Origin of the sequence: Pseudomonas sp. R3-52-08 (genome assembly GCF_003851745.1) — a bacterium.
Lineage (GTDB): Bacteria > Pseudomonadota > Gammaproteobacteria > Pseudomonadales > Pseudomonadaceae > Aquipseudomonas.
The window spans coordinates 983,820-1,008,482 of sequence record NZ_CP027730.1 but is presented as its reverse complement, the minus strand read 5'-3'; the positions used below and the strand labels follow the sequence as shown (position 1 = coordinate 1,008,482).

Annotated in this window: 23 protein-coding genes and 2 tRNA genes; 10 read left to right on the top strand and 15 right to left on the bottom strand. The window is 62.0% G+C overall.

The window, feature by feature from the left end; genetic code table 11:
- Positions 1-25: 25 nt before the first annotated feature.
- The 4 genes from C4J91_RS04545 to ptsP form a co-directional block, all read right to left on the bottom strand.
- Positions 26-1,567 carry an alkaline phosphatase gene (locus C4J91_RS04545; protein ID WP_124361258.1) on the bottom strand — a complete coding sequence of 514 codons (1,542 nt, stop codon included), beginning with the start codon at positions 1,565-1,567 and terminating at the stop codon, positions 26-28.
- 192 nt (positions 1,568-1,759) lie between these two features.
- Positions 1,760-3,472, bottom strand: coding sequence for a PTS fructose-like transporter subunit IIB (locus C4J91_RS04540; protein WP_124361257.1), 1,713 nt, complete (start codon positions 3,470-3,472; stop codon positions 1,760-1,762).
- Between the two features lie 11 nt (positions 3,473-3,483).
- Complete coding sequence (gene pfkB, locus C4J91_RS04535) at positions 3,484-4,404, bottom strand: 1-phosphofructokinase (protein WP_124361256.1); 921 nt, start codon at positions 4,402-4,404, stop codon at positions 3,484-3,486.
- Positions 4,405-7,263, bottom strand: a complete 2,859-nt coding sequence (ptsP, locus tag C4J91_RS04530; RefSeq protein ID WP_124361255.1) for a phosphoenolpyruvate--protein phosphotransferase — start codon at positions 7,261-7,263, stop codon at positions 4,405-4,407.
- A gap of 294 nt (positions 7,264-7,557) precedes the next feature.
- Between ptsP and cra the strand changes: the two genes are divergently transcribed.
- Together cra and C4J91_RS04520 are read left to right on the top strand one after the other, a co-directional pair.
- Positions 7,558-8,553, top strand: a complete 996-nt coding sequence (cra, locus tag C4J91_RS04525; RefSeq protein ID WP_124361254.1) for a catabolite repressor/activator — start codon at positions 7,558-7,560, stop codon at positions 8,551-8,553.
- A 2-nt stretch (positions 8,554-8,555) separates the two neighbouring features.
- Positions 8,556-9,332, top strand: coding sequence for a TatD family hydrolase (locus C4J91_RS04520; protein ID WP_124361253.1), 777 nt, complete (start codon positions 8,556-8,558; stop codon positions 9,330-9,332).
- Here C4J91_RS04520 and C4J91_RS04515 read toward each other — a convergent pair.
- From C4J91_RS04515 to C4J91_RS04495, 5 genes are all read right to left on the bottom strand, one after another.
- Positions 9,279-9,707 carry a hypothetical protein gene (locus C4J91_RS04515; RefSeq protein ID WP_124361252.1) on the bottom strand — a complete coding sequence of 143 codons (429 nt, stop codon included), beginning with the start codon at positions 9,705-9,707 and terminating at the stop codon, positions 9,279-9,281. The genes C4J91_RS04520 and C4J91_RS04515 overlap by 54 nt on opposite strands.
- A 126-nt stretch (positions 9,708-9,833) precedes the next feature.
- On the bottom strand, positions 9,834-11,864 hold the full coding sequence (locus C4J91_RS04510) for a methyl-accepting chemotaxis protein (RefSeq protein ID WP_124361251.1): 2,031 nt from the start codon (positions 11,862-11,864) through the stop codon (positions 9,834-9,836).
- Positions 11,865-12,009: 145 nt separating this feature from the next.
- The gene (gene ampE, locus C4J91_RS04505; protein WP_124361250.1) at positions 12,010-12,846 is read right to left on the bottom strand and encodes a regulatory signaling modulator protein AmpE; all 837 of its coding nucleotides are present in this window, start codon (positions 12,844-12,846) and stop codon (positions 12,010-12,012) included.
- A complete protein-coding gene (ampD, locus tag C4J91_RS04500) occupies positions 12,843-13,406 on the bottom strand; it encodes a 1,6-anhydro-N-acetylmuramyl-L-alanine amidase AmpD (protein ID WP_124361249.1) in 564 nt (187 codons plus the stop codon). Before ampD ends, ampE begins: the two co-directional genes overlap by 4 nt.
- A gap of 61 nt (positions 13,407-13,467) precedes the next feature.
- Positions 13,468-15,624, bottom strand: coding sequence for a DUF1631 domain-containing protein (locus C4J91_RS04495; protein ID WP_124361248.1), 2,157 nt, complete (start codon positions 15,622-15,624; stop codon positions 13,468-13,470).
- Positions 15,625-15,870: 246 nt separating this feature from the next.
- On the opposite strand from C4J91_RS04495, the gene nadC reads away from it, so the two are divergent.
- A complete protein-coding gene (gene nadC, locus C4J91_RS04490) occupies positions 15,871-16,719 on the top strand; it encodes a carboxylating nicotinate-nucleotide diphosphorylase (protein WP_124361247.1) in 849 nt (282 codons plus the stop codon).
- A 119-nt stretch (positions 16,720-16,838) separates the two neighbouring features.
- Here nadC and C4J91_RS04485 read toward each other — a convergent pair whose 3' ends face one another.
- From C4J91_RS04485 to C4J91_RS04475, 3 genes are all read right to left on the bottom strand, one after another.
- Positions 16,839-17,144 carry a DUF6388 family protein gene (locus C4J91_RS04485; RefSeq protein WP_124361246.1) on the bottom strand — a complete coding sequence of 102 codons (306 nt, stop codon included), beginning with the start codon at positions 17,142-17,144 and terminating at the stop codon, positions 16,839-16,841.
- Between the two features lie 173 nt (positions 17,145-17,317).
- Positions 17,318-17,393, bottom strand: a tRNA-Thr gene (locus C4J91_RS04480).
- A gap of 64 nt (positions 17,394-17,457) precedes the next feature.
- On the bottom strand, positions 17,458-17,871 hold the full coding sequence (locus tag C4J91_RS04475; RefSeq protein WP_124365102.1) for a pilin: 414 nt from the start codon (positions 17,869-17,871) through the stop codon (positions 17,458-17,460).
- A 199-nt stretch (positions 17,872-18,070) separates the two neighbouring features.
- Here C4J91_RS04475 and C4J91_RS04470 point away from each other — a divergent pair, with 199 nt between their 5' ends.
- Genes C4J91_RS04470 through yacG form a run of 4 tightly spaced genes read left to right on the top strand, consistent with a single transcriptional unit; the run spans position 18,071 to position 20,959 of the window.
- Entirely contained in the window at positions 18,071-19,279 is a 1,209-nt protein-coding gene (locus C4J91_RS04470) for a type II secretion system F family protein (RefSeq protein ID WP_124361245.1), read from the top strand.
- Positions 19,276-20,142: an A24 family peptidase gene (locus C4J91_RS04465; protein WP_124361244.1), complete on the top strand. Its 867-nt coding sequence runs from the start codon at positions 19,276-19,278 to the stop codon at positions 20,140-20,142. The genes C4J91_RS04470 and C4J91_RS04465 overlap by 4 nt, the downstream gene beginning before the upstream one ends.
- A complete protein-coding gene (gene coaE, locus C4J91_RS04460) occupies positions 20,139-20,762 on the top strand; it encodes a dephospho-CoA kinase (protein ID WP_124361243.1) in 624 nt (207 codons plus the stop codon). Before C4J91_RS04465 ends, coaE begins: the two co-directional genes overlap by 4 nt.
- Complete coding sequence (yacG, locus tag C4J91_RS04455) at positions 20,759-20,959, top strand: DNA gyrase inhibitor YacG (protein ID WP_065887991.1); 201 nt, start codon at positions 20,759-20,761, stop codon at positions 20,957-20,959. The genes coaE and yacG overlap by 4 nt, the downstream gene beginning before the upstream one ends.
- On the opposite strand, the gene C4J91_RS04450 is transcribed toward yacG, so the two are convergent.
- Together C4J91_RS04450 and C4J91_RS04445 are read right to left on the bottom strand one after the other, a co-directional pair.
- Positions 20,956-21,171 carry a hypothetical protein gene (locus C4J91_RS04450; RefSeq protein WP_124361242.1) on the bottom strand — a complete coding sequence of 72 codons (216 nt, stop codon included), beginning with the start codon at positions 21,169-21,171 and terminating at the stop codon, positions 20,956-20,958. The genes yacG and C4J91_RS04450 overlap by 4 nt on opposite strands.
- Before the next feature lie 63 nt (positions 21,172-21,234).
- Positions 21,235-21,924 (bottom strand): energy-coupling factor ABC transporter permease, encoded by a 690-nt coding sequence (locus tag C4J91_RS04445; RefSeq protein WP_124361241.1) that lies wholly within the window; start codon positions 21,922-21,924, stop codon positions 21,235-21,237.
- 200 nt (positions 21,925-22,124) lie between these two features.
- Between C4J91_RS04445 and C4J91_RS04440 the strand changes: the two genes are divergently transcribed.
- Genes C4J91_RS04440 through C4J91_RS04430 form a run of 3 tightly spaced genes read left to right on the top strand, consistent with a single transcriptional unit; the run spans position 22,125 to position 24,340 of the window.
- Positions 22,125-22,754: a DUF1780 domain-containing protein gene (locus C4J91_RS04440; RefSeq protein ID WP_083360208.1), complete on the top strand. Its 630-nt coding sequence runs from the start codon at positions 22,125-22,127 to the stop codon at positions 22,752-22,754.
- 53 nt (positions 22,755-22,807) lie between these two features.
- Positions 22,808-22,981, top strand: a complete 174-nt coding sequence (locus C4J91_RS04435; protein ID WP_124361240.1) for a DUF3094 family protein — start codon at positions 22,808-22,810, stop codon at positions 22,979-22,981.
- A 60-nt stretch (positions 22,982-23,041) separates the two neighbouring features.
- Positions 23,042-24,340 (top strand): NAD(P)/FAD-dependent oxidoreductase, encoded by a 1,299-nt coding sequence (locus tag C4J91_RS04430; protein WP_124361239.1) that lies wholly within the window; start codon positions 23,042-23,044, stop codon positions 24,338-24,340.
- Positions 24,341-24,534: 194 nt separating this feature from the next.
- Here the strand turns inward: C4J91_RS04430 and C4J91_RS04425 are convergent.
- Positions 24,535-24,611: transfer RNA gene (locus C4J91_RS04425), tRNA-Pro, on the bottom strand.
- Between the last annotated feature and the right edge of the window lie 52 nt (positions 24,612-24,663).

Sequence of the window (24,663 nt, the reverse complement as noted above, 5' to 3'; positions counted from 1 at the left end):
GGGAGCAAGCCCCCTCCCACAGTTTTCAGACGGGTTGCAGTTTTTGTTCGAACACCGAGACTCCGTCCAAGTCCCGAAGGATCACCGTCAACTCCGCCGTCTGCCCATCAATCTGCACCTCGCCAAAAAACTGAAACCCGGCAAACGGCGAGGTGTTTTGCGCAGGCGGTGCCTTTTCGAACACCACCTCTGGCCCAAAGGTCTTGTCCAACGGATTCGGCCCGAAGCTGCCTGCATTCAATGGCCCTGCAACAAACTCCCAGAACGGTTCGAAATCCTGGAACGCCGCCCGATCCGGGTGGTAGTGATGCGCCGCGCAATAGTGCACATCAGCGGTCAGCCACACGTGGTTGCGCACCTGGTGTGCGCGCAGGAAGCCCAGCAGCTCGGCAATTTCCAGCTCACGCCCCTGCGCCGGGCCGGGATCACCGTTGGCGATCGCTTCCCAGCGCGGCACGCCAGGGCTGACTTCACCGTCCGGCACACCCAGGCCAATGGGCATGTCGGCCGCGACCACTTTCCACTGCGCCTGGGATCCCTTGAGTTCGCGCTTGAGCCAGTCCAGCTGGTCGCGCCCCAGGAAGGGTTTTGCGCCGCCCAGGTTGTCGTCGTTGGGCCCGCGATAACTGCGCATGTCCAGCACGAACACATCCAGCAGCGGACCATAACTGAGCTTGCGGTAAATCCGCCCGCCAGCGTCGGCGCTTTGCCGGCGCATGGGTGAATATTCCAGCCAGGCCTGGCGCGCGCGGCCGACCAGGGTGTTGATGTCGCGGGTCTGGTAGCGCTCGTCCAACTGTTTGCTTGATGACCAGTTGTTGATCACCTCGTGGTCGTCCCACTGCCAGATCTGCGGCACCTCGGCATTGAAGCGCCGCACGTTTTCATCCAGCAGGTTGTAGCGGTAATTGCCGCGATATTCTTCGAGGGTTTCGGCAACCTTGCTCTTGGCTTCGGTGGTGATATTGCGCCAGATGCGCCCGCCCTCAGTGGCCAGTTGCGCCGGCACCGGGCCGTCGGCGTAGATGGTGTCGCCGCTGTGGATAAAGAAGTCCGGCAGGCGCAGGCGCATGGCTTCGTAGATGCGCATGCCGCCGATGTCCGGGTTGATACCGAAACCCTGGCCGACGGTGTCGCCGCTCCACACAAAGCGGATGTCGCGACGCTGTTGCGGCACGCTGCGCAAGTGGCCGAACCACGGCTCGCTGGCGATGCCGGTCTGGGCGTCTTCGAAATGCACGCGGTAGAAAATCGCCTGGTCGGCGGGCAGCCCGGTGAGTTCAACGCGGGCCGTAAAATCGCTGCGGTTATCGGCCAGGGGCGAGACGAACCGGCGTGGGTTGCTAAACACACTGCGGGTGTCCCACTCCACCACCATCCGCGCCGGGCGGTCGCTGCGGCTCCAGATCATCGCGCGGTCGCCCAGCAGGTCACCGGACTGCACGCCATCGGTGAGCAGCGGTCGGTCCTTTACCGACGCAATCACCGCCGGCGCCAGTCCCGGCAACAACAGGCCGGCGCCTACAGCTTGCATCACGCGGCGACGGCCGAGATCGAAGTGGCTCATGCAGGTGCCCTCTTGAGTATCAAAAGGACAACTTAAGCATGATGGGATGAAGCAGATATGACACCGCCCTTACAGACACTGAAGATCAAATGTAGGAGGGGGCTTGCCCCCGATGGCAGTGTGTCAGCTACCAATAGACTGGCTGACACACCGCTATCGGGGGCAAGCCCCCTCCCACATTTTCAAACCTCATCAGCCCTTGGCAGCAGCGACCGTCAGTTCGGCCGCCTCCGGCCGCTTGATCAGCGCATACACCAACCCGGTCAGCACACTGCCGGCCACAATCGCCAACAGGTACAGCAGCGCATGGTTCATCGCGTTCGGAATCACCAGCACGAACAACCCGCCGTGAGGCGCGGCCAGTTTGCACCCGAAGTACATCGACAGTGCCCCCGTCAGCGCGCCGCCGGCAATGCTGGCAGGGATCACCCGCAGCGGGTCCTTGGCCGCAAACGGGATGGCCCCTTCGGAGATAAAACACAGGCCGAGAATCATCGCAGCCTTGCCGGCTTCGCGCTCAGTCTGGGCGAACTTGCGCCGGGCCAGGAACGTCGCGATGCCCATGCCAATCGGTGGCACCATGCCGGCCGCCATGGTCGCGGCCATCGGCGCGCCGCTCGACGCCGCCAGCAGGCCGACGGAAAACGCATACGCCGCCTTGTTGATCGGCCCGCCCAGATCGACACACATCATGCCGCCCAACAGGATGCCCAACAGCACCGCGTTGGTGGTGCCCATGGTGCTGAGAAAATCCGTCAGCCCGGTCAGCAAGCGTGCCACCGGAGGGCCGACCAGATAGATCATCGCAAGGCCGGTGAACAAACTTGCCAGCAACGGGATGATCAGAATCGGCTTGAGGGCCTCCAGGCTTTGCGGCAAGCGCACCGCGCGTGAGATCAGCTTGACGCTGTAGCCGGCGAGGAAACCGGCGAAGATCCCGCCAATGAAGCCAGCGCCCAGGGTGCCCGCGAGCAACCCGCCGATCATGCCCGGCGCCAGGCCGGGGCGATCGGCGATCGAGTAGGCGATGTAGCCCGCCAGCAACGGCACCATCAGCATGAATGCCTGGTCGCCGACGGTTTTGAGTGCCGCCGCCAGGGTGCCCTTCTCCTCAAAGGCATGAATGCCGAACACGAAGGACAAGGCGATCAACAGGCCGCCCGCCACCACCATCGGCAACATGAACGACACCCCGGTGAGCAGGTGTTTGTACACGCCGGTTTTTTCCGACTTGGCCACCGCACCGCTGGCGGCGCTTTCCACCACGCCCTCGGCCAGCGCCTTGTTGAGCGTGGCTTCCGATTGCTTGAGGGCAATGCCGGTGCCACAGCGGTAAATCTTCTTGCCGGCGAAGCGCTCGGTAGCGACTTCGATGTCCGCCGCCAGCAGCACCACGTCGGCGTTGGCGATGGCCTCAGGCGTCAATGGCGTACGCGCACCGACCGAGCCCTGGGTCTCGACCTGCAAGTCGTAGCCCAGGCGCTTGGCGGTCTGCTGCAAGGCCTCGGCGGCCATGAACGTATGGGCCACGCCGGTGGGGCAAGCGGTAATCGCGACAATGCGCGGGACATTCCCGACCGGCGCCTCGGTCGCCACATACACCTGCGCCTCCTCCGCGCCGCGACGCAACACCGCGTCGACATCCGCCAACGCCTGGGCCGGCGTGCTCTGGAACACGCGCTTGCCGACAAAACGGTGCATATCCACCGGCGTGCTGCTGACCAGCAACACCCACTCAGCGTCATCAAGGGTCGCCTGGGACAGCTGGCTGTCCGGGCGTTGCGCGTCCACCACTTCGACACTGGTGCTCCAGCCCTGGCGCTGTGCGGCGGCGTCCAGCAAGCGGGCGCACAGCACACTGGTAACCATGCCGTTCGGGCAGGCGGTAACAATGGCTAACTTCATCACAAACCCTCTTATTGTTCTGTCAGCGCGTGTACATCGACACCGCTTTCAAGGCGCGCCAACTGCGCGTCATCGCTGATGCCGAAACCGATTTGCGTCACCGCCATCGCGGCAATCGCCGTGGCGCGGCGCAGGGTCTGCTCGGGCGCTTCGTCGCGCAGCAGGCCGTGGAGCATGCCCGCCAGCAGCGAATCGCCGGCGCCTACGGTGCTGGCAACCGTCACCTTGGGTGGCGTGGCATGCAGGGTTGCGCCCGCGCTGTACCAGCTCACGCCAGCGGCACCGTCCGAGACCACCACATGTTCCACACCCTGTTGATGCAGCTGGCTGATGGCATCGGTGGCGTTGTCCAGCGCTTCGGCGAGCTCTTCAGTATTGGGTTTGACCATCCATGGGCCTGCCTTCAACCCGGCGCGCAAGGCTTCGCCGCTGGTGTCCAGGGCGACTTTCAAACCGAGGTTTTTCAATTGCTCGATCAGTGCCTGAAACCATTGCGGGCTCACGCCACGCGGCAAGCTGCCGGCGACCACCACCGCGTCGAATTCGGGGCCGACCATCGCGATCATCTTGAGCAGCTCTTTTTGCGCCTGCTCGCTCACCAACGGCCCCGGTGCGTTGATGTCGGTCACCCGGCCATCGTGCTCGGCAATCTTGATGTTGCTGCGGGTTTCGCCCGGCACGCGGATGAACGAATCGCCAAACCCACGGCTGGCGATCAGGGCTTCGAAAGCTTGGGGGTTATCCGCGCCGAGAAAGCCGCCCACACTGACCTCGTGGCCGAGGTCCGCCAGCACCTGCGCCACGTTCACGCCTTTGCCGGCAGCATGGGTGATGAGCGTTTCACTGCGGTTGACTGCGCCGGGCGCCAGGTGCGCCAAGCGCACCGTAAGGTCCAACGCCGGGTTCAGCGTCAGGGTCAGAATCTTTGCCATCTACACGGCCTCCACAAGGGCACGCACTTCGGCGGGCGAACCCACCGCCAGTGCTTTTTGCGCCAGGCCCTGGGCCTCGCTCAAGCTGAATTCGCGCACGCGCGCCTTCACTTCGGGAATGCTGCGCGCCGACACGCTCAACTCATCCACCCCCAAGCCGACCAACACCGGCACCGCCAGCGGGTCGGCCGCCAACTCGCCGCACACGCCGACCCATTTGCCATGGGCATGGGCGGCGCGCACGGTGATGTCGATCAATTGCAGGACGGCCGGGTGCAGGCCATCGGCCTGGGCCGACAAGGTCGGGTGGCCACGGTCGATGGCCAGGGTGTATTGGGTCAGGTCGTTGGTGCCGACGCTGAAAAAGTCGACTTCCTTGGCGAGCACCGGCGCTAGCAGCGCGGCCGACGGCACTTCGATCATGATCCCCAGTTGCAGGTCGGCCACCGGGATTTCCAGGCGCAGGCGCTCGGTCATATCCCGGGCGGCGCGCCATTCATCCACGCTGCCGACCATGGGAAACATGATGCGCAACGGCCGGTTGTCCGCCGAGCGTAACAATGCACGCAATTGCGCTTCCATGATCTGCGGGCGCTGCAAGGTCAAGCGAATACCGCGCACACCGAGGAAGGGATTTTCTTCTTCGGCAATCGGCCAGTATGGCAGCGGTTTATCGCCGCCCACGTCGAGGGTGCGCACCACCAGCGGACGCCCGTCGAGGCCGTCGAGCACGCGACGGTATTCGGCTTCCTGGGTGGCCTCGTCCGGCGCTTGCGGGTGGGCCATGAAAATCAGTTCGGTACGCAACAGCCCGATGCCCTCGGCGCCCTGTTCCACCGCAGCGGCAACCCCGGCGCTTTCGCCGATATTGGCGAACACTTCCACCGCGTGGCCGTCGCGGGTCAGCGCCGGTTCATGGCGTTGCGCCGAGGCGGCTTGCAGGCGTTGTTCGCGGGTGTCGCGCTCCACCGTCGCGCGCTGCAGGGTGGCGGTGTCGGGGTTGACGTGCAGGCGGCCGCGCTGGCCGTCGAGCAATAAAGGCGTGCCGGCGTTGAGCAGCAACACCGCCGCCCCGGCGCCAACCAGCGCAGGAATGCCCAGGGCACGGGCGACGATGGCGCTGTGGGCCGTGGCGCCACCACGGGCGGTGAGGATGCCGGCGACACGGGCCGGGTCCAGGCGTGCGACGTCCGAAGGGCCGACTTCGTCCATTACCAGAATGTAGGGCTCATTAGGTTCCCGAGCGGTGTCGACGCCACACAGTTGCGCCAATACGCGGCGACCGATATCGCGCAGGTCAGCGGCGCGTTCGGCGAGCAAGGCGTCCTGCAACGATTCCTGCTGCTTGGCGGCGGCTTCGATCACGCTCATCCACGCGGCTTCGGCGCTTTCGCCTTGCTTGAGACGGGTGTCGACTTCGTCGGTGAGTTCCGGGTCGTCGAGCATTTCCTGATGGGTGATGAAGATCTCGCGGATGGCCTTGGATTGGCTGCGCTCGATCAGGCCTTCGATTTCGCGACGCACCTCACTCAGCGCGGTGTGCAGACGCTGGCGCTCAACGGCGCAGGTCTCACCGCGCAACGGGTAGTCGAACACCTGTTGCACCTGAATATGCGCGGGGCCGATGGCGATACCGGGCGCGGCGGCAATTGCCTGGATCTGGCTGCCGGGCAGCGGCGCGCTGATGACCGGTTCGATATCGGCGGTGGCGGGCTGGGCGCTGACCGTCGGCAGCGGCTCGACTTCTTCGCCCAGGCCTTCTTCAATGGCAGCCAACAGCGCCGGCAGCGCATCGCCCGCGATCGTCGGCTCGGCGACGAATTCCAGTACCTGGCCACGCCGCGCGCCGAGGCTCAGCAACTTGCTCAGGCTTTTTACCGATACGGCGCCGACCGGGCCGTCGACGATACGCACGCGAATATCGCCGTCAAACTGCTTGGCCAGTTGCGCCAGGATCTTCGCCGGACGCGCGTGCAGGCCGTGGGCGTTGGCCAGGGTGACGCGGGCGCTGGGCCAGTCGGGCGGCAGCTCGCCACCCAGCACTTCAAGCACGGCACGACTGCTGGTGGCGCGGCCCAATTCCTGGCCGCGTCCTTCGATCAGCAAGGCACACAGGCGCTCAAGCAGCGCCTGATGCGCTTCGCCCAGGCTGGCCAGGCAGAACAGGCCATTAAGTGGCTGGCCCAGGTAGCGCATGGGTTTGTCCGGCGTGACGAACGCCAGGCCCGGACGCTTGACCGTCTGTTCGCTGTGCAGCCACCACAGGCCATCCCCCAGGGGTAGCGCATCGACTTGCTGCAACACGGCGGCAAAGCCGTTGCTCACGCAGTCGGCCTGGCGCAACAGGCGCGCGCCGCGCCACACCAATTCCTCGAAATCATCGGCCGATACGCCCAGGCTGATCATCTGTGCATCCAGCGCCAGTTCCTGCGGCGCGCCTTGCAACAACTTCAGCAAGGCCTCGGCGGAACCGGCACGGCGTAACGCTTGGCCGAGGTCGGTTTCACCCAGGGCGCGGGTCAGCAGTTGCAGCAGGCGCAGGTGTTCATCGGATTTGGCGGCGATGCCGATGGCCAGGTAGACGACCTGGCCATCGCCCCAGTCCACGCCTTCGGGAAACTGCAACAGGCGCACGCCGGTGGAAAACACCTGATCGCGGGTTTCCGGGGTGCCGTGGGGAATGGCAATGCCTTGGCCGAGAAAGGTCGAGCCTTGGGCTTCACGGGCTTGTAAGCCACTGAGATAACCATCGGCGACCAAACCATCGACCACCAGTTTTTCAGCGAGCAGGTGCAAGGCAGCAGATTTATCCACCGCCACCTGGCCCATGGATATCTGCTCTACAGTGAGCTCGAGCATGCCGTTCTCCTAGTTAGTGCGAGGTGCGCACTAGGTATTGTTTTGAATAAATCAGCTTAGCGGTGTTCGGAAACAACTGACTGAGCAGTCAATTGGCAGTAGCTACTCAGTGGCGAACATCGTAAAAATACGCTTGCTGAAACGTTTAATCTAGAATTTATGGCAGATTACGCGTTAATTGCGCAAGCTTGAAGGGCCACTCGGCGCCTGCTGTGGGACATTGGTCGCACGCTGGAATCGGTTAGGATTGAACAAAATGTCGGGGCACGCTCTAAAAAACAAGGAAATCCCGGTTTGAAACTCAGTGATATCGCACGTCTGGCCGGTGTGTCCGTGACCACCGCCAGCTATGTCATCAATGGCAAGGCCGAACAACAGCGCATCAGTCACGCGACTGTCGAGCGAGTGCGGGCCGTGGTCCAGGCCCATGGTTTTACGCCTAACCCACAAGCCGCCGGATTGCGCAGCCGGCACACGCGCACCTTGGGCTTTATCCTGCCGGATCTGGAAAACCCCAGTTACGCACGCATTGCCAAGTTGCTTGAACAGGGCGCGCGGGCGCGCGGCTATCAATTGCTGATCGCCAGCTCCGACGATGAGGCCGACAGCGAGCGCCAACTGCTGCAACTGTTCCGCGCACGGCGTTGCGATGCGTTGTTCGTCGCCAGCTGCTTGCCAGCCAGCGATGATAGCTATCGCGAGCTGCAGGCCAAAGGCTTGCCGGTGATCGCCATCGACCGGGTCATGGAGCCCAGCGAGTTCTGCTCGGTGGTCAGCGATGACCGCCAAGCCTGCCAGCAACTCACCAGCAGCCTGCTGCAACCGTTGCCCAAGCAAATCGCGCTGATCGGCGCGCGCCCGGAGCTGAGCATCAGCCAGGAACGTGCCGCAGGCTTCCGTGAAGCCCTGCACGGTTTTACTGGTGAGGTGATCATCGAACAGGGCGAAGCCTTCAGCCGAGACTGCGGGCGACAGCTGATGGAGCAATTACTGCAACGCCTGGGGCACTTGCCTGACGCCCTGGTGACCACGTCCTACGTACTGCTGCAAGGCGTGTTCGATGCACTGCACGACGTCCCACTCAAGTCGCGGCCGTTGCGCCTGGGCACCTTCGGCGATACACAGTTGCTGGACTTCCTGCCGCTACCGGTCAATGCGATGGCCCAGCAACATCAACTGATCGCCGACACCGCCCTGCGCCTGGCTTTGGCCGCCATTGAAGAAGAACACTACCAGCCCGGCGTGCACGGGATCAGCCGCACCTTCAAGCAGCGCATTCACGAGGCCTGAGCGTGGAGCTGATCGACACCCACACCCACCTGGACTTTGCGGACTTCGATGGCGATCGCCACGAAGTCCTCGCTCGCAGCCGCGATCAGGGTGTGAGGCGCATGGTGCTGCTCGGTGTTTATCAGAAAAATTGGCAAAGGTTATGGGATCTGGTGCTGGAGGATGAAGGCTTGTTCGCCGCCTTCGGCCTGCACCCGGTGTATCTCGATGAGCATCGCCCCGCCGACCTTTTGGAGTTGGGCGACTGGCTGACGCGGCTGCAGGGCCATCGGCAGCTATGCGCCGTGGGTGAAATCGGCCTGGATTATTTTCTGGAGCACCTGGACCGCGAGCGTCAGCAAGCGCTGTTTGAGGCCCAGCTGCAACTGGCGGTGGACGTTCAACTGCCGGCCTTGCTGCATGTACGCCGCAGCCACGCGGCAGTGATCGCCACGCTCAAGCGCATCCGCCTGCCGCGCGGCGGCATCATCCATGCGTTCGCCGGCAGCCGGGAAGAGGCCCGCGAGTACATCAAGCTCGGCTTCAAGCTGGGCCTGGGCGGCGCCGCCACCTGGCCGCAGGCTTTGCGCATGCACAAGGTGCTGGCCCAATTGCCCCTGGAAGCCGTGGTGCTGGAGACCGACGCCCCGGATATGGCCCCGGCCATGTACCCGGGCCAGCGCAACAGCCCCGAGCACTTGCCGGCTATCTGCGACGCCCTGGCCGAACGGATGGGTATCAGCGCTTCACGGCTGGCTGAGGCGAGCACACGCAATGCGTGCGAGGTGTTCAATTGGTAGCGGGCTGACAGCTTGCAGGTTCAAGGTCATCCTTTGTCGATGACGGGCGTAGCGCAGCACCAGGCAATGGATCAACAGCGTCGTCAGGGAAATATTGAACTGCCCGATCACCGTGAGTAGCCCCAGCCATTCAGCAAACAGTGCCGCCAGCAAGGTCGCGCATGTCAGCATGATCATGCTCGGCCGCACCAGCGCCCATTGGTCCAGGGCGCGGAATTGGCGCAGCTGTTTCTGGCAACACAGCTGCAGGCAGGCGTGGCAATACGTACAGACAAAGGGTTCGTCGATGGCAATGGCGTTCAGTTGCCAGGGTTTGAGTTCAAACGTCATGTCGCAGTGGGCGCAATGCCCTTTGATGCCGATTACAGCGGCCATCGCCGTGCCTCCTTGAGACCGTGACCAGGTGATACAAATTTTCACCTATTCGCAGTACTTTGAAAGGCCGTCAGCAAAAACAGGACATGCACCACACCCAACAGCATCAAATCCGAACGAAAATTCCTACACGCGAAACGCGCCAATCAATTGCTTCAATTGCGTCACCTGCAGCGACAACTCGCGGCTGGCCGCTTCGGTCTGGTCGGCGCCCTGCGCCGCGTGTTCGCCCGCACGATGAATGGCGACGATATTCTGATCGATCTCATGGGCGACGGCCGTTTGCTGCTCCACGGCGGCGGCGATCTGCTGGTTCTGATCGACGATCATTCCTACCGCACCAAGGATGTTTTCCAAAGCCTGCTGGACTTTTTCCGACTGCCCCACCGTGCCACTGGCCGTGTCATGGCTGGCGCCCATGGCCTTGACCGCTGCGCCGACGCCGCTGTGCAGGCGCCCGATCATCTGCTCGATTTCTTCGGTGGACTGCTGGGTACGCTGGGCCAGCGTACGCACCTCATCGGCCACCACTGCAAAGCCACGCCCCTGCTCACCTGCGCGCGCGGCCTCGATAGCCGCGTTGAGCGCCAGCAAGTTGGTTTGCGCGGCGATGCTTTTGATGACTTCCAGGACGCTGCTGATGGCCTGGCTGTCGGCCGCCAACTGGTTGATCACCCGCACCGACTCATCGATCTCCGTGGCCAGGCGCGCGATGCTGCCTTGCTGGGATTGCACCAGCCCACGGCCGCTGACGGTTTCATCGTTGACACTGCGGGCGCTGCCGGCGGCGGCGGCGGCACTGCGCGCGACTTCCTGTGCGGTGGACGACATCTGGTTCATCGCCGTCGCCACCTGCTCGATCTGACTGCGCTGGCCGGCCACTGCCTGGTTGCTCTGCGCCGAAACCGTTTGTACCTGCCCGGCTTGCAACTCGACCTGGGCGACCGTGTGCCCGACGCGTTCGATCAAGTCGTGGATCTTGGCCACGGTGCCATTGAATACCTGGCCCAGGTCCCCCAGCTCATCGCGACTGTCGGCAACGAAGGTGACAGTCATATCGCCCGCCGCGACCTTGTCCATCATCGCCCCGAGGCTACGCAAGGTCATGCGCGTGGACGCATAGAAGCCCGCGTATAAATAGAAAATCAGCGCAAACACCGCTGCCAGCGCCGTGACCAGCAGCAGCATGTGCAGGCGCTTTTGTGCCAGGCGTTGCTCCAGTTGCTGCTTGAGGAATGCCAGGGTGGCGTCATCCAGTTGATAGGTCTTGGCCATCAGTTGGCTGACGCCGTCGTAAAAGCCCTGCCACGGTGTGTCGAGGGTTTCAGCCACCACCACTTGTTCTTCGAACACCTCCGCACCCTGCTTGAGGCTGGCCCGGCTGGCCTGCGCCGCAGTATCGAGCGCTGCCTGCGCGGCATGGCTGGCGCCAAGCGCGTCCTGCAGCTTCAAGGCATATTCGCCCTGGAGTTTTTCCAGCTGCTGCAGCAGTTCGTCGAAGCGTGTGCTGGAGGATGAATTGATAAAACCCTGGCCGAGGGAATACGCGCCCATCGCCCGGCCCTCCCCCAGCAGCTGAGTGACTTGTGGAGTGACGGCGGTGATCAGGTCGCTGAGCTGGCGCAGATCGCTCTGGGGATCACGGCTCAAGCCGGATTGACTGGCGATGATCTGGCTGAGTATCTGGGCCTGGTTGAGCAATTTTCCGATCAACGCACTTTTGTTGAGCAGTGAGGTTTCCTGTTGCTGAGCCTTGAACGCGGCAATCAGTTCGTCACGCTTGGTGTCGAAGGCCGCAACCTGCTCAGGCTGGGTAGCCATTGCGCTGAGCCCCTGCACACGGTTGAGCACGCTCTGCTCCACGGCAGCGATCCTGGCTTCAAGGTCGCCGGCCTTGCCGGACTGGCCGAGGGTCGTATTGATCTGTACCTGGTTATTGAGCGCTTCCAGCTCGCGACGCACCATCAGGCTGCTGCCGAGTAGATCGAGGCTTTGCAGTTCGATGCGGGTGCCCTGGAATTCAGCCCAGGCGTCACGCACCAGAAAGTAATTGGTAGCCAGCATCGGCAGCAGGAACAGCACGCTGATCAGACTGAATTTCATGCCGAAACTCAGGCGATTCATCAATGCAACGGCGGGATAGAGCAAGCGCTTCACGGGTGATCCCCCTTTCTTTTATTTTTATTGAGGCGCAGGGCGGCGGCAGATAGCCACTATTTGGCGCTCTGTCTGTATAGCTCAATTTGAAAGGGAGTTTTGTAACGTAAGGTTAACGGCAGGGGGTTAACCCCTGCCGAATGGATCAGGGCAACACAGTCCAGATGGCAAAGCCGGCATACCACAGCACCGCCGCACGCAGCAGCAGTTCCCACAGGCGATCAAGGCTGTTTATGCCCTCGGCGCCCACCGCTGGCGGCGGTATTTCTGCGGCGGCCAGGCCGACTTTTTCCACCAACTGTGCTGCGCTGATATCCCAGTTCAGCAGTTCGTGGAGCATCACCCGACTGACCCCGACGAAATTGCCCACCAGGGCAAAGCTCGCCGCCAGCAAGCGCACCGGCAGCCAGTCGAAGGCATGGCGCAATTGCGTGGCACGCTCGGCCACCAGCGGGTTCTGGCTGTGTTCACTGGCCAGCGCCAGCAGGCGGTAGGCCAGAGCGGCCACCGGGCCCAGCAGGAAATACCAGAAAATCACCGCGAAAAAGCTTTGGTAGGCCTGCCACAGCAAATAGCCCTGAACACGCTCGAGCAATTGCGCGCCGTTGTCGGCACCCAGCGTCAGATCGCGCTCGGCCACATGCTCGGCGGCTTGCAGATCGCCCCGCCGCCAGGCATCACGAAACGGCCCCAGCGCGGCCAGCAGATCGCCACGGCCCAGGCTGTAGATCACCACCAGCACGTGCACCGGCAACGCCAACAAGCCATAGGCCACAGGCTCCAGCACCAGCAGCAACAAGCCCAACAAGGCCACGGGCAGCACCACCAACACCAGCAGGATCAGCCAGGGCCGCGTACCCATGCGCGGGCTCGATTCAAGCTTGGCCAGCTCACGCAGCCAGCCGCCGTCGCGCTGCAACCGCTGGCGCAAGGCCGAGAACTTCTCGATCCACACCGCCAGCACCAGCACCAGGAAACTCATTGTTTATATCCTCCATCCTGCAGCGCGCTGCGAAAGCGCATCCAATCAAAAGCCGGGCCCGGGTCGGTTTTGCGGCCGGGGGCGATGTCGCTGTGACCGCAGATACGTTGGGCAGTGATCCCAGGGTAGGCTGCGAGCAACTGGCGCGTCAGGTCAATCAGCGCCGCGTATTGGGCATCGGTGAACGGCAGCTCGTCGGTGCCTTCCAGTTCGACCCCCACGGAGAAGTCATTACACACTTCACGCCCGTCAAAGCTGGACACGCCTGCATGCCAGGCCCGGTCGCAGCATGCGACAAATTGCGTGACCGTGCCGTCGCGCTCAATCAGAAAATGCGCAGACACCCGTAGGCTGGCAATGCCTTCAAAGTAGGGGTGTTCCGAGACATCCAGGCGGTTCTGGAAAAATTCCTGCACTTTGCCCGTGGCGAACTGCGCCGGGGGCAGGCTGATGTTATGTATCACCAACAGCGATATCTCGCCTGCCGGGCGCTCGTTGAAGTTGGGCGAAGGGCAATGGCGAATGCCCTCGAACCAACCGCTGACGGGGTCCAACTGCATACAGGCTCCTTGAATGAGACGAAGTGTTACCAGTATGCCGCGTTCCGCCCTGCCGTTGCGATCACTTGCCGCGATTGAGTTGACGCAGGTTGCCAACCACCGCAGCCAGCGCGCGCTCGAACAGCAAACCCTCGTCCAGGCTGCGCAGGCCGCCCTGCTTGAACGCCATGGTCAATTGGCCGGCGGTTTGCTCCAGCACCTTGAGCCCCGCGCGACTGACGAAAATGTAACGATTAGCTGGCGCCATGATCGCGGTGAGCTTGCACCGCAGCACAGTGTCCGGGCCCTGCTGGAACTCCACCCAACCGCCGATCCGTAACTGGTGAACCTTGAGCAGGGCCGGGTCATCGTCGGGCAGGTCTTCCAAGGCGTCCGACAACTGGCTGCCGAGAACCAAGGGCTCGCGGACTTCAATCAGCCTGTCGTCGCCCTCGCCTTCGCAGGTCTGAACGTGAAAGGCCTGCAAGCGCAAAAAGAACTCACGCGTACTGAAAGGATCGAACGCCGCACCGGCCAACCCGTCGCGCAATGCCTTGAGCAACCCTGGCAATTGCTCGAGCAAATGCCGGCCGGCCTCGGTGTCTTCGCGCAGCCCGACGCTCCAGATCAGGTCGTCCATGGTGCGTAGTTCGGTCTGCCATTGCACCGATTGTTCGCCATGCTTGAGAGTGGCCAGCAACAGTACCTGGCTCCAGGTTTGCTGCAGGAACTGCACCACGAATGGCGGCAAGGCTTTGCCCAACAACCGCCGGTTGAGCGCCTGGGCCACACGCTGGCGGGCCACTTCGGTACGCAGGCGCCCTTGCTCGACGTCACGGGTGTGCTGTTCGAGCAACGCACTGCGCTGACGCTCTTCTTCAATGAATGTGCTCAGTTGCGTCAACAACTGCGAAAAAATCGCCGGGTCTTCAACGAACTCAGTCAACAGGCGCTGGATGACCTGTTCGATACGCAGGTACAGGCTGTCGTTCTGATCGCCATTCTGCGGGCTGTAGCCCAGGGCGGCACTGGCGATCTCGTTGAGCAAGCGGCGTGCCGGATGCCCGGCGCAACTGAATAGGCTCTTGTCCAGCACGGCGACTTTCAATATCGGGATCTGCAGGCGCGCGATCAGGGCCTTGAAAGCGTGGGGCAGACTGCGGTCATTGAGGATGAACTCAAACAGCAGGGCGACGAGGTTGATCACATCCTCGTCTGCCGTCTCCACCACCCGCGACTTGCCGCTCTTGACGCTGACTCGGGTCAGCAGCTGTTCGAGTTGGTTGCGCAGGTCGAAGTCGTCCTCCGCCGCAGGCTCCGGTACATATTGTTGCAAATGCGAAAGCAGACGCAGCAGGTCTCGGGTGGCGATGGGTTGCGGTTGTGCAGTGGCTTCAAGCGTCGGCGCTACGCTACCGCGCACCGCGACCAGCAGGGCTTGCAACGCGGCAAAGGCTTGTTGGCCATTTTCGTCGCACGGCGGTTCGGCAGCCGGCGCACGGGCGTGGTATTGAAGCTCACGCGCCGCACGCCCGCCGGCACGACGGGAGGGCACGCTCTTGAGTCCAGGCAGCACCCCGGTAGCGACCAGCAATTGATTGGCGTCGCCATAGAGCTGGTCGGCATCGCTGAGGACATATTTCTCGAACAGCTTGAGCATGATCAGCTTGACCCGGATCTCCACCCCCAGGCTGCGGCCCGCCTGCAGAAAAAACTGGCAAAGCCGTGCCGGGCCCAGTGGGTTCTCATGATCGCTCATGCACCTGCCCAACACCTCACTCAACCGCGCGCTCAATTGCCCGAGCGCCAAGCCGTCACGGTGTTGCACGCGACCGAGCATCGCCTCCAGCGCTACGGCTTTTTCCCGCGCATCCGCCCGCGTACCGCTGGTCACCTCGTAGGACACCACCGGCACCGGATGCAACCCGACGCTATCGGCCTGGCCCAGGTTGGCGAAGGCCGCAAACAGCTGTTCCATGAACATGCGTTCGAAGTTCTTGCGCTTGAGGCGCAGGTCGCGCATGGCCTCGAAGAAAATATGCTGGTCGACGATGCTACGGGCCTTGTCGGCCATTTCGAACAATGTGTCGTCGGCGTTATCGAACAGTTCCTGCAACCCCTGCTGCAGGTGTTGCGCGGCTTTATCACGCACCTGCAACACCACCACCGGCAGACGTGCGAGCGGCGATGGCGTGGCTTGAGCGTGCTTGATCGGCACCACCTTCCCGTCATTGTGCATCCTGGCCTCCTGAAACGGCGGGTGTTGAGATGGGCAAGGAACGCAGGCAAGCCCTCTGGGCGCTGCCAATACCTGGTCACCATCAGGACGTCAAAGCTATGACGCCAATTGCAAGGCGCGAGATTATCTGGCAAATGAGGGGGGTTGCGCCAGCAAACTCTGCCCCTGCGCGCTAAATGACCGACCAGCCTGGGTTCCAATCCACACAACCCCTATAATCGCGACACTTTGTCTGTGGAGCCTGTTATGCCGAATCTGCGTCTTGCTGACCTCACCGCCGAAATAGAAGCCAACGTGCGCCGCGCACTGCTGGAAGACATCGGCAGTGGCGATATCACCGCACAGCTGATCCCGGCCGAACGGCTGGCCAAGGCCACGATCATTACCCGCGATGCCGCCGTTATCGCCGGTACCGCCTGGGTGGATGCGGTATTCCGCCAACTGGACCCGCGAGTCGCAGTGCATTGGCAGGTCGCCGATGGTGAGCGTGTCAGCCCCAACCAGCCGCTGTTTCACCTTGAAGGCCCGGCGCGTTCGCTGCTCACCGGTGAACGCAGTGCGCTGAATTTCCTGCAGATGCTGTCCGGCGTCGCCACCCGCGCCCAATACCTGGCGGATTTCGTCGCCAGCACCCAGGTCAAGCTGCTGGACACCCGCAAGACCCTGCCGGGCCTGCGCCTGGCACAGAAATACGCGGTCACCTGCGGCGGCTGCCACAATCATCGCATCGGGTTGTATGACGCTTTCCTGATCAAGGAAAACCATATCGCCGCCTGCGGAGGCATTGCCCAGGCAATTGGCGCCGCCCACAAGATCGCGCCGGGCAAACCGGTGGAAATCGAAGTGGAGAGTCTTGAGGAGTTGCGCGAAGCCTTGGCGGCGGGCGCCGACATCATCATGCTGGATGAGCTGAGCCTGGACGACATGCGCGAAGCCGTGCGGCTGAACGCGGGCAAGGCCAAGCTGGAAGCCAGCGGCGGGATCAATGAAAGCACCCTGCTGCCCATCGCCGAGACCGGCGTGGACTACATCTCCATTGGCGCGATGACCAAGGATGTGAAGGCGGTGGATTTGTCGATGCGGTTGAGTATCTAAAGCGCCCTGACTGTAGGAGCGAGCTTGCTCGCGAAAAACTCAAAGGCACCGCGTGCATTCAGAGTTCACGCGGTATCGTTAACGTTTTTCGCGAGCAAGCTCGCTCCTACAGGCTGCCTTCAAACTACGAGGTTGTTCATCTCGCAGTACTCTTCCCATTCGACGCCCAGCACTTCGGCGGCCTCCTTGTGCAAGACAAGGCGTGTGGCTTCGAATTCTTCCGGTGTAGAGGTGTATTTGAGGGTCAGTTCCCAAGGCTGGAGGCCCTGGCTTTCTGCCTCGTCCTCGAATGCCCACTGGACCTGATCACGCTGGTCATCCGCGCTCAGGTCCTTGATCTCTTCTTTAAGCTGCGGCGTTGCCTCGAGGTATTTGTCGAGGGCTGCTTGGTGCCGAACTTCCTGGGTCATCTCAGTCGTGGTCATGTCGTTCTCTTAGATCGAGGAATGGGGATGCATCTGGGTCATCAAGGTTGCGCAGATACAAAAGAGTGGGCGCGAATACCCGCTCGTCTGGCCTTCAGAACCATTCTGGGATCATCTGAAAACATTGCCTTTGAAACAGGCCCTTGAAACAGGCCCTTGAAACAGTGCTGCCTTGGTGCCCGAGACAGGAATCGAACCTGCGACCTTCGCGTTACGAGTGCGCTGCTCTACCGGCTGAGCTACACGGGCGGTGGGCTAAAGCTAGCACCGCATTGAACATGCGGCAACCGGCTCGCTCACCGCCCGGTCGCCGTCATGCTCCGTTGGCGCCACAGCCCTTGGCGACGTATTGCGCATCGGCCGTGGTTACACAGGTCCAGCCGGTGTTGGCGCTGCGCGTTAAGGTGATGGTCTTGCCCAGCACGAGCGCAGGCGCATCAAGGATTTCACAGCTGATGGAGCCGCTACCCGTCGCAACATCGCCTGTCACGTCGATCTTGCAATTGGCGGTGGGACTGTTGCCGCCGATCAGATCAAGCTTGGGCACCGTGCCTTGGTTGATGACATCCTCGTAGCCGGCCTTCAACGCGCTGATTTCCGCCAACCCCGCCGTGAACTTGGCCTTGGCCTGGTGCTTGGTGTACATGGGCAAGCCAATCGTGGCCAAAATGCCGATGATCGCCACGACGATCAACAATTCGATCAAGGTAAAGCCTTTCTGACGCATCACTTTCACTCTCCAGAATAGAACCATGACAAGGCGCGTCCTGCGCCCCGTATTGTGCAGCGGCGCCAGTGTACTCATCCCTGCGTGGCCCATCGCGTACCAGACGCACAATCTGACATTTTATCGGCCAACGCCAGCCTGGCCTGCATCCGCCCTCTGACTAAGCTGTAAATTCTCAACCTGCATGTGCGAAGGCGACATGAACGACACCTCAACGATCTACACCTGGCAAGGCATCAACCGCAAAGGCCGCCGGGTGTGCGGGCAAACCACGGGGCATGACCTGGCGCTGATCAAGGCGCAACTGCGCCAGCAAGGCATCTGCCCCGAGCGTGTGCGCAGGAAATCGTCGGGCCTGCCAAGCCTGGCTCCGCCGATTCAGTCCGCCGACATTGCCTTGTTCACCCGCCAGTTGGCGACGCTGTTGAAGGCTGGCATCCCCTTGATGCAAGCTTTCGACATCATCCGCGAGGGCGTCGAGAACCGAGCGCTGCGTGAGTTGGTCGAGGGTTTGAAACAACACGTCGCCACCGGTAACAGCCTGGCCAGCACGCTGCGCCAATACCCCCGTTATTTCGATGAGCTGTACTGCCACCTGATTGCCGCCGGTGAACAGGCAGGGGCCCTGGAAACACTGCTGGAGCGAGTGGCCATTCATCTGGAAAAAAGCCAACGGCTCAAGACCAGAATCAAGAAAGCCATGACCTACCCTCTCGCCGTACTAGTGGTGGCCAGCCTGGTCAGCGCAGTGTTGCTGATGCAGGTGGTGCCGCAGTTCCAGACCCTGTTTGCCGGGGTCGACAGCCCATTGCCCGGTTTTACCCTGGGGGTCATCGCCCTCTCCGACTTTCTGCGACAGGCCTGGTGGATGCTGGCGCTGAGCCTGGGGGTGGCAATAGGCGCCTGGCGCCACGCCTACCGTGTTTCGCCGGGTTTTCGCCTCGGGCTGGAGGCGGGTTTGTTGAAAATCCCCCTGGCAGGCAAACTGTTGAACAAAGCAGCCGTCGCCCGCTACGCCCGCACGCTTTCAACCACCTTTGCGGCAGGTGTTCCCCTGGTGCAGGCCCTGGGCTCAGTGGCCGGCGCCGTCGGTAACGGCCCTTTCAAACAGGCAATCGAACATATGCGCCACGATGTATCCACGGGTATGCAGTTGAACCAATCCATGGCCGCCAGCGGCCTGTTTCCCGGCATGGCGATCCAGATGACGGCAATCGGCGAAGAGTCCGGCACGCTGGACCGCATGCTGGAAAAGGTCGCGAGCCACTACGAGGCCGACGTAGAAACCCTCGTCGATAACCTTACCAGCCTGATGGAACCGCTGATCATGGTCGTGCTGGGGAGCATCGTCGGGGCGTTGGTGATTGCGATGTACCTGCCGGTATTTCAACTAGGGTCGGCATTTTGAGCGCGTTGCTCGGCGAGCAGCCTTGGGTGTTTGTGGGCGTGGCGCTGCTGCTGGGCCTGATCGTTGGCAGTTTCCTCAATGTGCTGGTCTGGCGCCTGCCCAAAATGCTTGAGCGGGAATGGCGCGCCCAGGCCCATGAAATTCTCGGCCTGCCCGTCGTACCGGCGGGGCCGGTCTATAACCTCATGCACCCCGGCTCGTGCTGCCCGCGCTGCGACCAGCGGATTCGCCCCTGGGAAAACATCCCCGTGCTCAGCTACCTGATGCTCAAGGGGCGTTGCAGCCATTGCCATGCAACCATCAGCGCGCGTTACCCCCTCACCGAACTGGCATGCGCGCTGATCAGCGCGACTGTCGCCTGGCACTTCGGTTTCAGCTGGCAGGCGGGCGCGGTGCTGTTGCTGAGTTGGGGATTGCTGGGCATGAGCCTGATCGACGTGGATCACCAACTGCTGCCGGATGCATTGGTGCTGCCACTGCTATGGCTGGGGCTTATGGTCAACAGCGCGGGCCTGCTGGCGACACTGCCCGAGGCTCTATGGGGCGCGGTGTTTGGGTACATGAGCCTGTGGAGCGTGTTCTGGCTGTTCAAGCTGGTCACCGGCAAGGATGGCATGGGCCATGGCGACTTCAAGCTATTGGCGTTGTTAGGGGCCTGGGGTGGCTGGCAAATCCTGCCAATGACGCTGCTGATGGCGTCACTGCTCGGCGTGTTCGCCGGGCTGCTCCTGATGCGCTGGCGCAAGACGCGAGCATCAGTGCCTATGCCATTTGGCCCCTGCCTGGCAATTGCCGGCTGGATTGCATTGCTCTGGGGTGGTCAAATAACCGACTTCTATTTGCAGTCTGTCGGTTTCAGATGACCACTCCTGTTGCAACACCCTGGATTCTCGGCCTTACGGGCGGGATCGGCAGCGGTAAAAGCGCTGCGGCCGAACACTTCACCAAGTTGGGTGTCGACCTGATCGACGCCGATCATGCCGCCCGTTGGGTGGTAGAGCCCGGCCGGCCGGCACTGGCACGCATTGCCGAACATTTCGGCAGCGGTGTGCTGCAGCCGGACGGCCAGCTGGACCGCGCCGCGTTGCGAAAATTGATTTTTGACGTACCCGCAGAACGCCTCTGGCTGGAAGCCTTGTTGCATCCGCTGATCGCCGAAGAGATTCGCGACCACCTGGCGCGCGCCCGGTCACCCTACGCGATTCTGGTCTCTCCGCTGCTGATCGAGTCCGGTCAATACAGCATGACCCAGCGCATCCTGGTGATCGACGTGCCGCAATCCCTGCAGATTCAGCGTACCCTGCAGCGCGACGGCATCAGCGAGCAGCAGGTACAGGCCATTCTCAAGGCCCAGTCGAGCCGCGAAGACCGCCTGAACCATGCCGATGACGTACTGGTCAATGACCAGGACCTTGCCTGGCTGCACGGCGAGGTCGAGCGACTGCACCACTTTTACCTTACTTTGCGTGGAGGCCGATCATGAGCCAACCCTTGACCGTCGATTGCCCAACCTGCGGCGCCCCCGTGGAATGGAAACCCGACAACCTCAACCGGCCGTTCTGCTCGGACCGTTGCAAACTCATCGACCTGGGCGCCTGGGCTGCTGAAGAACATAAGATCCCGGTGGCCCCGGACGCCGAAGACGAGTTGTTTTCCGAAGACCTGCCGCCGCGCCACTAAGGCCGCATAAAGGCGTATTCCTGCTGGTCGTCGAGGTTTTCCGCAAGGTATTGCAACTCGTCGGCCAGGTCTTCAAAGCTGCGCACGCCCTTGCTCTGCTCCACCACCGCGCTGAGCATGGCGCGCAGGGTCAGGCCCGGATCAAACCCGATTTCCTGTGCGGCATCCTGGCTCCTGCGCAACTCTTGCCGTGCCCATTCGTACACACTCATGATTCGTGCTCCTGAAATTTCGCCGAGCATGGGCCCGTGCGGCCATCCGGTGTTTGATCTGGATCAACCCCGCGAATCGTCATCCTTCCACGGTGCCGAGAGATAGCGGGTGCGGTTGAAGGTCTCCAGCCATTCAGGGCAGAACACCACCAGGGCACTGATCACCATGCCGTTGATAAACGCTTCGGGAAAGATGATCAGCCACAGGTAGCCTACAAAGTCTTCCAGCCATTCCGGCATCGCAAATCGTCCATCGAACCATAGCAGTCCCAGGCCGGCCAACAGGCAGAGCAACGCCGACAAGGCGGCAGCCAGAAAGCCGGAACAGAAGATGTACACGAAAGGGTTTCGCGGTTGCGCCCGCTCTACCAGCGCCGCACAGGTTTCGGTCACCAGCACCGGTAGCCCAATCAACAGCAGGCCGTTCACCCCGACTGCGGCGAAATCCTGACGCCCCAGCCATACCAAACCCAACTGCGCGGCACACCCACCCACGATCGCCAACGGCCAGTCCAGCAGCAAGGTCACGGCGGTCATGCCGATAAAATGGTAAGACACCCCCGTATCGAAATCCCGCCGCACCAGCCATAACGTGAACATCGCGAACACCGTGCCGAACAGCAAATGCTGGCGCCGTCGGTCGGCAAACAACTCGACCCAAGGCGCACGCCAGATCGCCCAGATCACCAGCGGGGCATACAACAACCAGCCGATGCCAAGGGTCTGCGGCGTCAGTACCGCCGCGCCGATCATCGTTTCACCTGCCTAGCCGCCTCATAGCCCGTCATGGGCCTGGCCGCATTGATCCTGTACATGAACGCCTCGTTTCCAGAGTCGCCGCCGGATGGTCAGATTACATCGCCAGGTTACAGGGTAGCCAGCTGTAAGGCTGAGCAACGCTGGGCCCGCAACGAGTCTTCCTGCGGTCATCATTTGAACGCTAAGCTACGCCTATGGATGACTCAGATTATTTGCGCCTGCTCACCGTAGCAGCCGAACAAGCCAACGCGTTCCTGTCCAATGCCCGCAAATGGGAGCGTGAGCGTTGGGTCTGTCAGCGCCTGCTGCAAGGCTTGAACGTGCCCTATCGCGCCGAGGAGTTTCACGCCGCCGGACAGGAACCGCCGGACGTGCTGTTTCGCGACGCCAGTTTCGAGGTGTTCTTTGTATTGGACGAAGGCCGCCGGCTGAACGACGAATGGCGCGACGAATTGCTGCGCCGACGCAGCGCCTTCTCCTTGAGCCAATTGGTGCGACGCGAAGCCAAGCCAAGGCGCATCCCTGCCCACGAGTTCCTGCTGCGCCTGGCCCCAACCCTGCGTAAAAAAGCGCATAACTACAAGGAACGCGGAATGGACCTGGGGGAACTGGACCTCATCGCCTTCACCAGCCTCAAACGCGAAGTGCTGGACCTCAACAGCCACTTCCCACCGCCTACCGAATATCTGCGCCAGGGCTGGCGCTCGCTGTCGCTGGTGGGCCCAACCTTTGCGCGGGTACTGTTCGCACATCCGGACGCGCCGGATTTCTTGCGCAACAACCTGGGCCGCAGCATAGTGTTCGATGTGGGCATCAGCCTTTGATGCCCCGGCTGTAACGTGGCGCCCTTTTGCAACGTCTACCTGACGAGGCCTTTATGACCAGCCGCCTGAAACCCGATGACCAACAGCATGTCGAAGAGTACCTGCAACTCTCCCAGCACAGAGTCGAGCGCAAGCCTTTCAGGCCGTGGCTGCTCCTTGGTGTGGTGCTGGTGGTGGTGATCGGGCTCGGTTTGCTGAGCCGCCTTTTGAGTTACCTGACGCTATGAGCTGCCTGGCGCTCGCGAGGGTAACTGCTCCGATTTCTTTTAGCCTTGCGAGATATCCCCATGACCCATCGTATTATTGTCGTCGGCGGCGGTGCCGGCGGCCTGGAGCTAGCGACCCGCCTGGGTAAGACTCTGGGCAAACGCGGCAAAGCCAGCATCACGCTGGTGGACGCCAACCTGACGCATATCTGGAAACCGCTGCTGCACGAAGTCGCGGCCGGCTCGCTGAACTCTTCGGAAGACGAACTCAATTACGTCGCCCAGGCGAAATGGAACCACTTCGAGTTCCAGCTGGGGCGTATGAGCGGGCTTGACCGTGAACAGAAGAAAATCCAACTGGCCGCCACCCTCGACGAAGAAGGCCGGGAGCTGGTACCTGCGCGCGTACTGAGCTACGACAGCCTGGTGATTGCAGTGGGCAGCACCACTAACGATTTCGGCACCGAGGGCGCGGCGCAGCATTGCCTGTTCCTCGACACCCGCAAGCAGGCCGAGCGCTTCCATCAGCGCTTGCTCAATCATTACCTGCGTGCCCACGCCGGGCAAACCGACACCATTGAACAGATCAGCGTCGCCATCGTCGGCGCCGGCGCCACCGGCGTCGAACTGGCCGCTGAACTGCATAACGCAGCCCATGAGCTGGCAGCGTACGGCCTGGACCGTATCAAGCCGGAAAACATGCACATCACCCTGATCGAAGCCGGCCCTCGGGTATTGCCCGCGCTGCCGGAGCGGATTGGCGGGCCTGTGCATAAAACCCTGGAAAAACTTGGGGTGACCGTGCTGACCAACTCGGCCGTCAGCGAAGTGACCGCCGACGCGCTGATCACCAGCAGCGGCCAAGTGATCCCGGCCAGTCTCAAAGTGTGGGCCGCCGGGATTCGCGCACCGGGCTTTCTCAAGGACCTCGATGGCCTGGAGACCAACCGCATCAACCAACTGCAGGTGTTGCCGACGCTGCAGACCACCCGCGACGAAAACATCTTTGCCTTTGGCGATTGCGCCGCCTGCCCGCAACCGGGCACCGACCGCAATGTTCCGCCACGCGCGCAAGCCGCTCACCAACAGGCTTCATTGCTCGCCAAATCGCTGAAACTGCGGATTGAAGGCAAGGAGCTGCCGACCTACAAGTACACCGACTACGGTTCGCTGATCTCGCTGTCGCGCTTCTCCGCCGTGGGCAACTTGATGGGCAACCTGACCGGCAGTGTGATGCTGGAGGGCTGGCTGGCGCGGATGTTCTACGTGTCGCTGTACCGTATGCACCAGATGGCGCTGTATGGCTTTTTCCGCACGGCGATGCTGATGCTGGGAAGCAAGATCGGTCGGGGGACTGAGCCGCGACTCAAACTGCACTGACAACTCGGCCCCTGGTGGGACTCGGTTAATGTGAGAGGGGGCTTGCTCCCGATGGCGGTGGGTCAGGTAAAAATACTTAACTGACCCACCGCTATCGGGAGCAAGCCCCCTCCCACATTGGTGCTGTGTTGAACCTGAGATAATTTTCAGACAAAAAAAAATCCCCGTATCTTTCGATACGAGGATTTTTAATATGGTCGGGGTAGGGGGATTCGAACTCCCGACATCCTGCTCCCAAAGCAGGCGCGCTACCGGACTGCGCTATACCCCGGTAATAAAAAGGCGACCTTTCAGTCGCCTTCTTCGATCAGTGCTTTTGGCCT